Source organism: Kitasatospora cineracea (genome assembly GCF_003751605.1).
Lineage (GTDB): Bacteria > Actinomycetota > Actinomycetes > Streptomycetales > Streptomycetaceae > Kitasatospora > Kitasatospora cineracea.
The window spans coordinates 2,116,428-2,129,641 of sequence record NZ_RJVJ01000001.1; the positions used below are offsets into that span (position 1 = coordinate 2,116,428).

General features: G+C 73.8%; 11 protein-coding genes and 1 pseudogene. 7 read left to right on the forward strand and 5 right to left on the reverse strand.

The window, feature by feature from the left end; genetic code table 11:
• Position 1 precedes the first annotated feature (1 nt).
• Positions 2-1,123 (forward strand): c-type cytochrome biogenesis protein CcsB, encoded by a 1,122-nt coding sequence (ccsB, locus tag EDD39_RS09750; protein ID WP_123554865.1) that lies wholly within the window; start codon positions 2-4, stop codon positions 1,121-1,123.
• 55 nt (positions 1,124-1,178) lie between these two features.
• Complete coding sequence (locus tag EDD39_RS09755; protein WP_123554867.1) at positions 1,179-1,583, forward strand: hypothetical protein; 405 nt, start codon at positions 1,179-1,181, stop codon at positions 1,581-1,583.
• 65 nt (positions 1,584-1,648) lie between these two features.
• Here EDD39_RS09755 and EDD39_RS09760 read toward each other — a convergent pair whose 3' ends face one another.
• The 3 genes from EDD39_RS09760 to EDD39_RS09770 all read right to left on the reverse strand — a co-directional run bounded on the left by EDD39_RS09760 (position 1,649) and on the right by EDD39_RS09770 (position 4,270).
• Positions 1,649-1,849 (reverse strand): acyl-CoA carboxylase epsilon subunit, encoded by a 201-nt coding sequence (locus tag EDD39_RS09760; protein ID WP_123554869.1) that lies wholly within the window; start codon positions 1,847-1,849, stop codon positions 1,649-1,651.
• 57 nt (positions 1,850-1,906) lie between these two features.
• Positions 1,907-3,499, reverse strand: coding sequence for an acyl-CoA carboxylase subunit beta (locus EDD39_RS09765; protein ID WP_123554871.1), 1,593 nt, complete (start codon positions 3,497-3,499; stop codon positions 1,907-1,909).
• 351 nt (positions 3,500-3,850) lie between these two features.
• Positions 3,851-4,270, reverse strand: a complete 420-nt coding sequence (locus EDD39_RS09770; RefSeq protein ID WP_123554873.1) for a PLD nuclease N-terminal domain-containing protein — start codon at positions 4,268-4,270, stop codon at positions 3,851-3,853.
• Between the two features lie 75 nt (positions 4,271-4,345).
• Here EDD39_RS09770 and EDD39_RS09775 point away from each other — a divergent pair, with 75 nt between their 5' ends.
• From EDD39_RS09775 to EDD39_RS09790, 4 genes are all read left to right on the forward strand, one after another.
• A complete protein-coding gene (locus EDD39_RS09775) occupies positions 4,346-5,803 on the forward strand; it encodes a menaquinone biosynthesis decarboxylase (protein WP_123554875.1) in 1,458 nt (485 codons plus the stop codon).
• Complete coding sequence (gene mqnP / locus EDD39_RS09780) at positions 5,800-6,702, forward strand: menaquinone biosynthesis prenyltransferase MqnP (RefSeq protein ID WP_123554877.1); 903 nt, start codon at positions 5,800-5,802, stop codon at positions 6,700-6,702. Before EDD39_RS09775 ends, mqnP begins: the two co-directional genes overlap by 4 nt.
• Before the next feature lie 114 nt (positions 6,703-6,816).
• The gene (locus EDD39_RS09785) at positions 6,817-8,526 is read left to right on the forward strand and encodes an RNA ligase family protein (RefSeq protein ID WP_123554879.1); all 1,710 of its coding nucleotides are present in this window, start codon (positions 6,817-6,819) and stop codon (positions 8,524-8,526) included.
• Complete coding sequence (locus tag EDD39_RS09790; protein WP_123554881.1) at positions 8,526-11,216, forward strand: RNA repair domain-containing protein; 2,691 nt, start codon at positions 8,526-8,528, stop codon at positions 11,214-11,216. Before EDD39_RS09785 ends, EDD39_RS09790 begins: the two co-directional genes overlap by 1 nt.
• 328 nt (positions 11,217-11,544) lie before the next feature.
• On the opposite strand, the pseudogene EDD39_RS09795 reads toward EDD39_RS09790, so the two are convergent.
• Positions 11,545-11,790: pseudogene (locus EDD39_RS09795) on the reverse strand (GntR family transcriptional regulator); the annotation flags it as partial.
• A 212-nt stretch (positions 11,791-12,002) separates the two neighbouring features.
• Between EDD39_RS09795 and EDD39_RS09800 the strand changes: the two are divergent.
• Positions 12,003-12,380, forward strand: coding sequence for a VOC family protein (locus tag EDD39_RS09800; RefSeq protein WP_123554883.1), 378 nt, complete (start codon positions 12,003-12,005; stop codon positions 12,378-12,380).
• 29 nt (positions 12,381-12,409) lie between these two features.
• Here EDD39_RS09800 and EDD39_RS09805 read toward each other — a convergent pair whose 3' ends face one another.
• Complete coding sequence (locus EDD39_RS09805) at positions 12,410-13,120, reverse strand: MOSC domain-containing protein (protein ID WP_123554885.1); 711 nt, start codon at positions 13,118-13,120, stop codon at positions 12,410-12,412.
• Between the last annotated feature and the right edge of the window lie 94 nt (positions 13,121-13,214).

Below are 13,214 nucleotides of genomic sequence, written 5' to 3' on the forward strand. Positions count from 1 at the left end.
GGTGCTGCTCGCGCAGGTCGACACCCAGTTGGCCAACTTCTCCAACTACCTCATCTACTCGGCGATGACGGTCTACACCCTGGCCATGTTCGCCCAGATCTTCGAGTGGACGTTCGGCGCCAAGGGCGGCGTCGCCGTCCGCTCCGCGCAGCAGAGCACCCTGGCCGAGTCGGTCGCCGACTCCGCGGCCGCGGCCAAGGGCGTCCGCAAGGTCACCGTCACCGTCGCCTCCCAGGGCGGCGGCACCACCACCCTCACCCGCACCGCGCTGGCCGACGCCGGCGCCACCACGGTCACCAGCGGCCGCGGCGACGAGGGCCCGGCCGACGGCGCCGGCCCGGCCGGCACCAGCGAGAAGGCCGACCTGGTCGGCCGGATGGCGGTCTCGCTGACCGTCCTCGGCCTGCTGCTGCACGCCGCCAGCGTGGTCACCCGCGGCCTGTCGGTGATGCGCTGGCCGTGGGGCAACATGTACGAGTTCTCGTGCGCCTTCGCCCTGATGATGGTCGCCGCGTACGTCATCCTGCTCGCCACCAAGAAGAACGTCCGCTGGCTCGGCCTGCCGGTTACGGTGGTCGCGCTGCTCATCCTGGGCGTGGCCGTCTCGGTGCTCTACACCGACTCCGAGCAGCTCGTCCCGGCCCTGCACTCCTACTGGCTGGGCATCCACGTCTCGACCGCCACCATCTGCGGCGGCGCCTTCTTCGCGGCGTTCGTCGCCACCGGCGCCTACCTGCTCAAGGACCGCTACGAGCACCGGATCGCGGCCGGCCTCACCGTCCGCGCCGCCAACCTGATGGAGCGCCTGCCCGCCTCCGGCACCCTGGACAAGCTCTCCTACCGGATCAACGCGATCGTCTTCCCGCTCTGGACGTTCACCATCATCGCGGGCGCGATCTGGGCCGAGGCGGCCTGGGGCAAGTACTGGGAGTGGGACCCGAAGGAGACCTGGTCCTTCATCACCTGGGTCGCCTACGCCGCCTACCTGCACGCCCGGGCCACCGCCGGCTGGCGCGGCCGCAAGGCCGCCTACCTGGCCCTGCTCGCCTTCGCCTGCTGGCTGTTCAACTTCTACGGCGTCAACATCTTCGTCACCGGCAAGCACTCCTACGCCGGCATCTGACGCCCCTCCACCACCCCACACCCACGCACCACAAAGCCGCGAGGAGGGCCGCACCATGGAGTGCGACGAGGTCATCATGACCGTCCGAATCACCGCAGCGGAACGCACGCTGCTGCGACGGCTCGCCCAGGGCCATCACAGCGACGTGTCCGAGGTCGTCGCCGACGGGCTGCTGGACGTCCTGCCCACACTCCACTGCGCGGCGGACGCCTACCGGCTGGTCGCCGCCGTCACCACCCCGGCGCCCTGCGCGCTCACCGTCTGGCTCCCCACCGAGCTGGCCGACCTGCTCACCATCGCCGCCGCGCGGATCGCCCACTCCACGGGCGTCCGGCTCGGCTCCTCCTGCGTCATGCTGGGGGCCGCCGTCCGGCTCTGGCTGGCCCAGGACCCGCAGCGGCTGGCGGCCAACCTCACCACCATGCACGCCGGCCGTCCGGCGGCGCTGGCGGCCGCCTGAGCAACGACGAGGGGCCCGGGGCCCGGCGGGTGCGTCCCGCCGGGCCCCGGGCCCCTCGTCGTCCGTTACGCCGCCTGCTGCCAGCTGACGGGGGAGAAGTAGGCCGGGCGGCGCTCGATCCGCGACCAGGTGGCGATCGGCTCGACGGCCGGGGCGGCGGCGGTGGCGGCGGACACCGCGGCCCGGGCGGCGAGGACCGCGGTCAGCGCGGCCAGTTCCTCGGCGTTCAGCGAGCCGCGGACGATGCGGACGAGAGGTTCGCTCATGGTTCCTGTTCTCCCCCAAGCTTGAGTCTGAAAGGTTTCGGCGCGGTCGACCGCAGGTCACATCGGCGGGTTGCCGTGCTTCCGGCTGGGCAGGTCGGCGTGCTTGGTGCGGAGCATGGCGAGCGAGGCGGCCAGCACCTCGCGGGTCTCGGCGGGGTCGATGACGTCGTCCACGAGGCCGCGCTCGGCCGCGTAGTACGGGTGCATCAGCTCGCTCTTGTATTCCTTGATCTTCTGCGCGCGCATCGCCTCGGGGTCCTCCGCGCCGTTGATGTCGCGGCGGAAGATCACGTTGGCGGCGCCCTCGGCGCCCATCACGGCGATCTCGTTGGTCGGCCAGGCGAACGACAGGTCCGCGCCGATCGAGCGGGAGTCCATCACGATGTACGCGCCGCCGTACGCCTTGCGCAGGATCAGCTGGATCCGCGGCACGGTGGCGTTGCAGTACGCGTACAGCAGCTTGGCGCCGTGCCGGATGATGCCGTCGTGCTCCTGGTCGACGCCGGGCAGGAAGCCGGGCACGTCGAGCATGGTGACCAGCGGGATGTTGAAGGCGTCGCACATCTGCACGAAGCGGGCGGACTTCTCGCTGGCGTTGATGTCCAGCACGCCGGCCAGCGACTGCGGCTGGTTGGCGATCAGGCCCACCACGTGGCCGTCGATCCGGGCCAGCGCGCAGATCACGTTGGTGGCCCAGCGCTCGTGCACCTCGAGGTACTCGCCGTGGTCGACGATCTCCTCGATCACCTTACGCATGTCGTAGGGGCGGTTGCCGTCGGCCGGGACGAGGTCCAGCAGCGAGTCGTTGCGGCGCTCGACCGGGTCGTCGTTGGGGACGGCCGGCGGCATCTCGCGGTTGTTCTGCGGCAGCAGCGAGAGCAGGTAGCGGACCTCTTCGATGCAGGACTGCTCGTCGTCGTAGACGAAGTGCGACACGCCCGACACCGAGGAGTGCACGTCGGCGCCGCCGAGGCCGTTCTGGGTGATCTTCTCGCCGGTGACGGCCTGGACGACGTCAGGGCCGGTGATGAACATCTGCGAGGTCTCGCGGACCATGAACACGAAGTCGGTGAGCGCCGGGCTGTAGGCCGCGCCGCCCGCGCACGGGCCGAGCATCACCGAGATCTGCGGGATCACGCCGGAGGCCCGGGTGTTGCGCTGGAAGATGCCGCCGTAGCCGGCCAGCGCGGTGACGCCCTCCTGGATCCGGGCGCCGGCGCCGTCGTTCAGCGAGACCAGCGGCGCACCGGCCGCGATGGCCATGTCCATGATCTTGTGGATCTTCTGCGCGTGGGCCTCGCCCAGCGCGCCGCCGAAGATCCGGAAGTCGTGCGCGTAGGTGAAGACGGTGCGGCCGTGGACGGTGCCCCAGCCGACGATCACGCCGTCGGTGTGCGGCTTCTTCGCCTCCAGGCCGAAGCCCTGCGCGCGGTGCCGGCGCAGCGGCTCCACCTCGTGGAACGAACCCTCGTCCAGCAGCAGCTCGATCCGCTCCCGGGCGGTCAGCTTGCCCTTCGCGTGCTGGGCCTCGGTGGCCTTCTCGCTGGGGCCGCGGCGGACCTGCTCGCGCAGCTCGTGCAGTTCGGCGACCCGACTACGGGCGTCGGCCGGAGCCTCGCCGCCGACCGGCGCATCGTGCAGGACCGTCATTTCGAACCACTCCAAGCTCGCGTGGGTCAGCGAACACCTCTTCTGTTACGACAGTACGAGTCAGTGCACCCGCCTTTCGGCGTCGAATCCGTACAAGGTCGGGACCCGATCGCTGTACAGCCTCGACAGAAGGGGGCGCACGGGCCTCCTGCCGGGTCGGTCCGGACGGGTGGTCGGGCCGGGGTCGGGCCGGGGGTGGCCGGAGGGTCGAATTGGCAGGTCAGCGGCAAGATCGGGGCAGCAAGGAGGCCGCCGGACCGCCGCGCGCCGACAGGGGCGCACGGCGGCCGGCGGCCGGGTGCTCGGGCTCCGGATCAGGTCCGGATGGTAGGGATGCGCCAAAAGGCGGGATCAGCCCTTGGGGCGGTCGCCCTCCCCGGGGCGGTCCTCGCCCCGGCGCAGCTCCTCCTCGCGGCGGCGCAGGTCCGCCTCCCACTGCTTGAGCATGTCCTCGTGCCGCTCGTTGCCGCGCTTCAGCGAGGCCAGGAACTCCGGGTCGTCGTCCGGGGCGAGCGGCCGCCGCGGGCGCTCGTACTCCGGGTACCCGGCGGTCGGACCGGACGGCCGGGACACCTGCCGGCGGCGGGCCCCGGTGCGGTCGCGGCCGGCCACCAGCCAGGCGATCGAGCCGACCAGCGGGAAGAACAGCACGATGATCACCCACACCACCTTCGGCAGGTGGCGGACCTCGTCCTCGGGGGTGGTCAGGCAGTCGATGAACGCCCACACCCACAGGGCCAGCAGCGCGACCACGGGCACGACTCTCAGCACAGCACAGAACTCCGGAGCAGGTTCGGACAGGACCCTTGGCGGGCTCAGGGTAGCCCGTATCGGATACTGACAGGTATGGCATACGACGATCTCCGTTCCTTCCTCCGGGCACTGGAGCGGGAAGGCGACCTCAAACGGATCAAGGTCGAGGTCGACCCCCACCTGGAGGTCGGCGAGATCGTCGACCGGGTGCAGAAGGCCAAGGGCCCCGCGCTGCTCTTCGAGAACGTCAAGGGCTCGGCGATGCCGCTGGCCATGAACGTCTTCGGCACCGAGCGGCGGCTGTCCAAGGCGCTCGGCCTGAAGTCGCCCGACGACATCGCGGAGAAGATCGGCGGCCTGCTCAAGCCCGAACTGCCGCAGGGCTTCACCGGGTTCCGGGAGGCGTTCGGCAAGCTCGCCACGATGGCGCACGTCCCGCCGCGGAACGTGAAGTCCGGCGACGCGCCCGTCCACGAGGTGGTGCTCACCGGCGAGGACGTCGACCTGGAGCAGCTGCCCGCGCTGTTCACCTGGCCGCTGGACGGCGGCTCCTTCTTCAACCTCGGCCTCACCCACACCAAGGACCCGGACTCCGGCGTCCGCAACCTCGGCCTGTACCGGCTGCAGCGGCACGACAGGCGCACCATCGGCATGCACTGGCAGATCCACAAGGACAGCCGCAACCACGCCGCGGTGGCCGCCAAGCGCGGCGAGAGGCTGCCGGTGGCGATCGCCTTCGGCTGCCCGCCCGCCGTCACCTACGCCGCCACCGCGCCGCTGCCCGGCGACATCGACGAGTACCTGTTCGCCGGCTTCGTCGCGGGGGAGCGGGTCCGGATGGTCGACTGCAAGACCGTCCCGCTGCAGGTCCCGGCGGACGCCGAGGTGGTGCTGGAGGGCTGGCTGGAGCCGGGCGAACTGCTGCCCGAGGGCCCGTTCGGCGACCACACCGGCTTCTACACCCCGCAGGAGCCGTTCCCGGCGCTGACCATCGACTGCGTCACGATGCGCCGCCGCCCGGTCCTGCAGTCCATCGTGGTCGGCCGCCCGCCCACCGAGGACGGCCCGCTCGGCAAGTTCACCGAGCGCTTCTTCCTGCCGCTGCTCAAGGTGATCATCCCGGACATCGTCGACTACGACCTGCCCGAGGCCGGCGGCTTCCACAACTGCGTGATCGTCTCGATCGACAAGAAGTACCCGAAGCACGCCCAGAAGGTCATGCACGCCATCTGGGGCGCCCACATGATGTCGCTCACCAAGCTGATCGTCGTGGTGGACGCCGACTGCGACGTCCACGACTACCAGGAGGTCGCCTGGCGGGCCCTGGGCAACGTCGACTACAGCCGGGACCTCTCGGTCGTCGAGGGCCCGGTCGACCACCTCGACCACGCCTCCTACCAGCAGTTCTGGGGCGGCAAGGCGGGCATCGACGCCACCCGCAAGCTCCCCGAGGAGGGCTACACCCGCGACGGCGGCTGGCCCGAGATGGTCGCCTCCGACCCGGAGACCGCCGCCCGGGTCACCCGCCGCTGGAAGGAGTACGGACTGTGACCACCGCCGACGCGTTCGAGGCCCCGCCGAGCCGGACCCGGGCCTTCCTGCGCCTGGTCGCCATCGAGCACTCGGTGTTCGCGCTGCCCTTCGCCTACACCGCCGCGCTCACCGCGATGTTCCTCGCCGACAGGTCCGTGCACTGGCGCGAACTGCTGCTGGTCACGATCTGCATGGTCGGCCTGCGGACCTTCGCGATGGCCGCCAACCGGATCATCGACCGCGAGATCGACGCCCGGAACCCGCGCACCGCCGGCCGCGAACTCGTCACCGGCGCCGTCTCGGTGCGCACCGCGTACGTCGGCTCGGCGATCGCCCTGGTGGTCTTCCTCGGCTCGGCCGCGCTGCTCAACACCCTCTGCCTGCTGCTGGCCCCGATCGCCGTCGTCCCGATGGTGGTCTACCCCTACGGCAAGCGGTTCACCGACTTCCCGCAGGCCATCCTCGGCCTGGCCCAGGCGATGGGCCCGATCGGGGCCTGGCTGGCCGTCACCGGCACCTGGTCCTGGGACGCGGTGGTGCTCGGCCTCGCGGTCGGCATCTGGATCGGCGGCTTCGACCTGATCTACGCCTGCCAGGACGTCGCCGCCGACCGCGGCACGGGCGTCCGCTCGGTGCCCGCCCGGTTCGGCATCCCAGCCGCGATCAACGGGGCCAGGGTCTGCCACGCGATCACCACCGCGCTGCTGGCCTGGTACGCGGTGCTGACCGACGCGGGCGCGTTCTTCTGGTGCGGGCTCGCCGTGGTGGCGGGCGCGTTCGTCTACGAGCACACCATCGTCAAGCCGCACGACCTGTCCCGGCTGAACCGGGCGTTCTTCTCCACCAACGGGTTCGTGGGCATCTCGCTGTTCGCCTTCGCCCTGATCGACCTGATCAGCCGCGGGCTGACGGTCTGACGGCCCGATCGATGCCGGACGGCAGGGGCGTGCGGGGAGATCCGCGCGCCCCTGCCGGGCGTCCCGCCCGAATTCGGTGGCCGGGTGCTCTGCCCCGTCCCTAGGGTGGCCCGCATGCGCGTCCCCTACCCCCGGACCCCGCACCTCCCGTGGTCCCCGGGGGCGGCGGCCGACGACATCCGCAGCGGCGACCTCTCCGGCCTGGCCGGCGCCGAGGTGGTCGTCACCGAGAAGCTCGACGGCGAGAACACCACGCTCTACCCCGACGGCCTGCACGCCCGCTCGCTGGACTCCGGCCACCACCCCTCCCGCGCCTGGGTGAAGGGCCTGCAGGGCCGGATCGGCCCGCGGATCCCGGCCGGCTGGCGGATCTGCGGCGAGAACCTGTACGCCCGGCACTCGCTGGCCTACACCGACCTGGACAGCTGGTTCCAGGGCTTCTCGGTCTGGACCGACCGCGACCGCTGCCTCGGCTGGGACGCCACCGTCCGCTTCCTGCACCGCCTCGGCGTGCCCACCCCCCGGGTGCTGTGGCGCGGCCGCTACGAAGAGCGGGCGATCCGCGCGCTCAAGCTCGACCCCGAGCGCCAGGAAGGCTACGTGGTGCGCACCGCCGCGGGCTTCGACCGGGCCGAGTTCGGGCGCCGGGTCGCCAAGTGGGTCCGCCCGCACCACGTGCGCACCGACACCCACTGGATGCACGCCGCCGTGGTCGAGAACGGCCTCGGCCCGAACTCCGCGCTCTGGCACGTCCGTTCCGGCGGCACCCCGGACGGCGCCGCGCTCGCCGCCGCCCTCGGCCGCGCCCCGTTCACCGGCCTCGACGAGGTCACCGCCCGGCTCGACGCCCTCGGCCGCACCGGCGACGCCCGGCTCGACGGCGTCCTCGCCCACGCGCTGCGCGCCGAGCACCGCCCCGCCCTGCTGCCCGCGCTGGCCCGGCCGCTCGGCCTGCCGCAGGCCCGCCGGATCGCCGACCTGGTCGGCCTGCACCCCCGGCCCGCCCGGCCCTACCCCGACGAACACCGCCGGGCCGGACTCACCGCCCTCACCGCCGCCGTCGACCTCGGCGTGCTGCACGCCGTCGCCGCCGCCGCGCTGCCCGCCGCCGAGCCGGAGGTCGCCTGGTCCGCCCTGCACGCCGAGGACGCCGGACTGCTCGGCCCCGACCCGCTCGGCTGGCTGCGCACCGGCCTGCGCGAGGCCCTGGCCGGCCTCGACCCGGACGTCCGGGACCGGTGCTGGGCGCACGCCCGGGAGGCGTACGGGCTCGGCCGGATCTCCACCGTCGAGGAGGCCGTCGCCGCCACCTGGGCCTGGCGGGACGGCCGCTTCCCCCGGCTGACCCACCTGTGCGGCCCCTCCGGCAGCGGCAAGTCCACCCACGCGGCGACCCTGCCCGGCACCCGGATCTCGCTGGACGGACTGCGGGCCGCCCGCGGCTCCCGCGCCGAACAGCGTGACAACCCGGAACTCCTGCGAGAGGGTCTCACCGCGCTGGAGGCCGCCCTCGCCGACGGCGGCACCGCCGTCTGGGACGCCACCTCGCTCAACCGCCACCAGCGCGCCCACGTGCACGCCGTCGCCGAACGCCGCGGCGCGCTGCTCACCCAGGTGGTCACCGTCGTCGACGAGGCCGAACTGCTCCGCCGCAACGCCGTCCGCCCGCACCCCGTCCCCGCCGGGGTGCTCACCGCCCAACTGCACCGCTGGAGCCCGCCCTACCCCGGGCAGGCCCACCGCACCCGCTACCTCGACGCCGACGGCCGGGTGGCGGACAGCCACGGGTCCCTGGACGCCGCGGACGGACCGGAGGAGGACTGATGCGCCCGATCGAGCAGGTCTGCCAACGCATCCGCTGGGACGACCGGTTCGACCCGGCCCGGTTCACGCTCGGCGTCCGGCAGCGCGACGACCGGATCAAACGCGTCCCGCTGGAGACCTTCACCGCCGCCGGGGACGTGCCCTGGCACCGGGTCCGGCAGGTCGAGGCCGACGGGCAGGTGGTCTGGGACCGCGAGAGCGGCACCGACCTGCTCGACACCACCACCGCCGGACGGCGCAGGCGCCCGCGCGGCCTGCCCGCGCCGTTCTTCACCCCGAGCACCCCGCACGCCTGGCACCCCGACCGCGGCTGGCGGCCCGCCGAGGCCGAACCGGCGCTGCCCGCAGGAGAACTGAAGGTCGTCACCTGGAACACCCTGTGGGACCGCTACGACGCCGACCGGATCCACACCGCCCGCCGCCGCCCGCTGCTGCTCGCCGAACTCGAAGCCGCCGACGCCGACCTGATCGCCCTCCAGGAGGTCGAACCCGCCCTGGTCAAGCTCCTGTTGAACCAGGACTGGGTGCGCGGGCAGTACACCCTCGGCGCCGACCCGTTCGGTCGCGAGATCGACGGCCACGGGCTGCTGCTGCTCTCCCGGCTGCCCGTCCTGGAGGCCGGCCGGCACGCCCTGGGACCGCACAAGGCCGTCACCGCGATCACCGTGCCCACCGCCGCCGGGCCGCTCACCGTCGCCGCCGTCCACCTCAGCAGCGACCACTCGGCCGACGGACCGGCCCGCCGCACCGCCGAACTCGCCGAACTGGCCCAGGGGTTCGCGGCCGTCGACGGCGAACTCCTGGTCCTCGGCGACTTCAACGACAGCGGCCGGGAGCCGTGCACCGCACTCGGCCTGCGCGACGCCTGGACCGAGCAGTACGGCCCCGAGGACCGCACCCCCACCTTCGACCCGGCCGCCAACCCGCTCGCCGCCGTCGGCTCCCTCACCGGCCGGGCCGGCCGCCTCGACCGGATCCTGCTCCGCCCCGGCCGGGCCCGCACCGCCACCGCCCACCTGCTCGGCGACCGCCCCGACCCCACCGGCCTGCACCCCTCCGACCACTACGGCCTCGCCGCCGTCGTCGGCCTCACCGACACCCCCGGCGTCGAGGCGCTCGACGCCCCGCCGACCGTCCGGACCGCCGTCGCCTGGCTCCCGCCCGCCGAACTCCTGCCCGCCGTCCAGGAGTTGCGGGCCCGCAGCGACCCGCAGTACGACCGCTGGCCGCCCCACGTCAACCTGCTCTTCGGCTTCGTCGCCGAGCACCACTTCGACCGCGCCCTCCCGCTGCTCGCCGAAGCCGCCGCCGGGACCGCCCCGTTCACCACCACCCTGTCCGGCGTCCACACCTTCACCCACCGGCTCACCGCCACGCTCTGGCTCGACCCCGCCGTCGGCGCCGCCGCGCCCTGGGCCGCCCTCCGCCACGCCCTGGCCCGCCGCTTCCCCCGCTCCACCACCCACGGCGAGGGCTACCACCCGCACCTCACCCTCGGCCTCGCCCACGAACTCCACGACACCGCCGATGCCGAGGCCGCCCTCGGCACCAGCACCGCCACGGTCGGCGAACTCGTCGTGCTCTCCCGGCGCGGCGACGGGCCGATGCTGCCGCGCGCGACCGTCGCGCTCGGCACCGGCGGGATCCGCGAGCTGCCCGAGCCGGCCGCTCCCGTCCTTCGCGCCGAACCTCCCGTCGACATCGGCGAGTTGACCGACCGGATCGCCGCCGCCCTGCCCGGCGAGACCCACCTCGTCGGCTCCCGCCGGATGGGCTGCCAGCTGCCCGGCGCAGACCTCGACCTGGTCGCCGTCCTGCCCGGCGCCGTCCAACCGGCCCTGCTGGAGGGGAAGTTGGCCGAGGCGCTGCCCGAGGCCCGGAACATCCGGGAAGTCCACGGCGCCCGCGTCCCAGGCCTGCGACTCGACGTCGCCGGCCTCGCCGTCGACCTGGTGCTCGCCCCCGCCGAGGACTCCGCGCTCGCGTACAGCGCCGTCACCGACGCCGACGCCGTCCTGGCCGCCGTCGGCCCCCGCCACGCCGCCTTCGCCGCCCTCACCCGCCGGGTCAAGAGCTGGGCCTCCGCCCGCGGCCTGGTCTCCGCCCCCTTCGGCCAACTCCCCTCCCTCGCCTGGACGGTGCTCGCCGCCCGGACCGTCACCGGGACCGGCACCGAGGACCCCGCCGAGCTGTTCCACCACTTCACCGAGACCTGGGCCGCACACGACTGGCGCCGCCCCGTCACCCTGCACGGCGGCCCCACCACCCCGCAGCCCGACCCCGTCACCGTCCTCACCCCCACCGCCCCCGTCCGCAGCTGCACCACCCAGGTCGGCCCCGGCACCCGCGACCTGCTCACCGAAGAGCTCTACCGCGCCTGGGAACTCGGCCCCGACCACCCCGAACTCCTCGCCCCGCCCCCGCTGCACCGCCGCCACGCCGCCTGGCTCCTGCTCACCCCCGCCCCCGACCGCCTCGGCCCCACCCGCGGCCGCCTCCGCACCCTCCTCACCGCCCTCGACCCCCTCGCCCCCACCCACCACGCCTGGCCCCACCCCCTCCCCGGCCCCACCCTCGCCATCGGCCTCGGCCCCACCCCGCCCACCCCGGAAACCCTGGCCCCCCTCCTCCGCCACACCCTCCCGGACGTCCCCACCCGCTACGTCCCCGGCGGCGACCTCGGCTTCTGAGAGCACCGCCAGGGGCTCGGGGAACGGCGAGCCCGAGTCTGCTGGCGGTGCACTGCCGTTGCGCGCATCGGCTTCCGGTTCCGTCAAAGACACGAAGCAGCACGAACCTTCGACGGGCTCCGACCGTCAGCAGCATCGACTCGCCGTTCCCCGAGCCCCTGAATACGCGTCCCCCGAGCCCTGGATACGCGTCCCTACGCTCCCCCCAGCGCCAGCCGCGCGTACGCCCGCACGTCCGCGTCGCCGTCCGTCAGCCGTTCCCGCAGCGCCGCGGCGACCTCCGCCTCCGCGACGCCCGCGGCCATCGCCCGGACGGCGCCCCTGCGGACGTCCCCGTTCCCGGCACCCGGCGCACCAGGCCCTCCCCGCGCAGCAGGTCCAGCGCCTGCCGCACGGTGTTCCGGGACGCTCCGAACTCCTGCGCCAGCACGTCCTCGTGCGGCAGCGGACCGGCCCCGAACGCCTCGCTCAGCACCTGCTGCCGCAGCACGTCCGCGACCTGCCGGGCCCGGTCGGCCCGCGGCCGTCCGGCCGCGCCACTGTTCTGGCTGCGAACGGTGTTCTCGCTGGTCATCGGGTCTGCTCCGGCCCTCGGCTGCGCTGTCGGCGGCAACCCCAGGGCCGCAGCACCCCGGTTTTCGGTGCCGCACCACTACGCCACCTGACGCCCCGTCGGAACCGGCCCCCACCTGCGAAAACACCCGTCCCGCCGGACGAACCGCCACCCGCCGCGCCGATGCGCCATGCTGGGAGACGGGGGTCACCGCGAACGGAACGGGGAGCACGATGATCGGCACACTGCAGTGCGTGGTACTGGACTGCCACTACCCGGCCGGACTGGCCCAGTTCTACGCCGCCCTGCTCGGCGGCGAAGTGGACCGGCCCGACCCGCGCTGGTCGCTCGACGAGGCCTGGTCCACCGTCCACCTGCCCGACGGCCGGGTGCTCGGCTTCCAGCGGGTCGAGGACTACCGCCAGCCGATCTGGCCCGACCCGGCCCACCCCCAGCAGCTCCACCTCGACATCGACGTCGCCGACCTCGCCGCGGCCGAGCGCGGGGCGGTCGCCCTCGGCGCCGAGGTCAAGGCCCGGCACGGGCGCTGGACGGTCCTCACCGACCCGGCCGGCCACCCGTTCTGCCTGGTCCCGCGCCGGGCCGACTGACCGGTCCGACCGCTGCGGGCCGACGGGCGTCAGGCCAGCGCGAGCACGTCCCCGACCCGCAGCAGCCCCGGCCGCGCCACCGTCGCCAGCGCGCCCAGCTCGCCGTCCCGCTCGTGCGCGACGGCCTTCAGGATCTCCGGCGCGTGCGGCAGCCCCGGCTGCGCCGCCCCGACCATCGCGCACCGCGCGCTGGCCCGGGCGAACGCCAGCCGCACCCCGCCCTTCACCCGGCCCTCCCGGCCGAACCACCCGTCCTCGCCGAACGGCGGCGTCCCCGGCGGGGTCCGCAGCAGCACGTTCGGCCGGAACCGGCGCTCGTCCACCACCGCCGACGGCACCTCCCGCGCGACCCAGTCCAGGGTGGCGGTGGTCAGCACGCTCACCGGCAGCTCGTCGAAGTGCGACACCGCGTCCTCGCGGGCCAGCGCCACGTCCTCCTGCTCCAGGTAGGCGCGCAGGAAGGGGTCCGGGTCCGGCACCGGCATCCCCAGCGGGTCGAACAGCTCCGGGACGTCGATCCGCGGCCCCAGCCGGGCGCTGAGCCGCAGCAGCCCGTCCATCCGCCGGAACCGCCGGGTGTTCTTCCCCGACCCGAGCTTCCCGGCGCCGTCGCGCACCGCGTACAGCCGGTCGCCGACCAGGCCGCGCCCCTCCACCTCGACGGAGTCGAGCAGCTCGCCGCCCGCGGACTTCACGGGATAGCGCCACAAGCGCTCGACCACACCGACGATCTCAGGCATGGCGGGAGCCTAGCGGGGCGCTCCCAGGATGGTCTAGACCAAGTCCCGGAAGCGGGCGTCCCGTTGGCCGACCCGCCGCCCCGCCGCCCTGCCG